Below are 255 nucleotides of genomic sequence, written 5' to 3' on the forward strand. Positions count from 1 at the left end.
GTGCGTGTGCCCAGCAACCGGCCAGCGTTGCGTTTGTTGATTCATAAGCTTGGTAGCCATCCACATTAAGATATCCGTCGAACCCTTGTAAAAAATCGATGGCACATTGCGCACTTCGTGTGGGTTGGAAGTCGTATAACACAATATTGGGGATCGGGCTTTGTTTGTCAGGTCCATCTTTACCGGTGCAATAGAGCCACATATAACAGTTCGAACGCGCTTCTTTAATGACATTGAGCGTTGTTTCATCCGCTT

At 47.1% G+C, this 255-nt stretch carries 1 protein-coding gene; it reads right to left on the bottom strand.

Annotation, left to right across the window (positions count from 1 at the left end):
* Positions 1-255, bottom strand: a 255-nt coding sequence (locus V6259_RS19885; RefSeq protein ID WP_341586001.1) for an IS66 family transposase, incomplete at both ends; no start/stop codon positions are given.

The organism is Marinomonas sp. TI.3.20 (assembly GCF_038155025.1).
GTDB lineage: Bacteria > Pseudomonadota > Gammaproteobacteria > Pseudomonadales > Marinomonadaceae > Marinomonas > Marinomonas flavescens.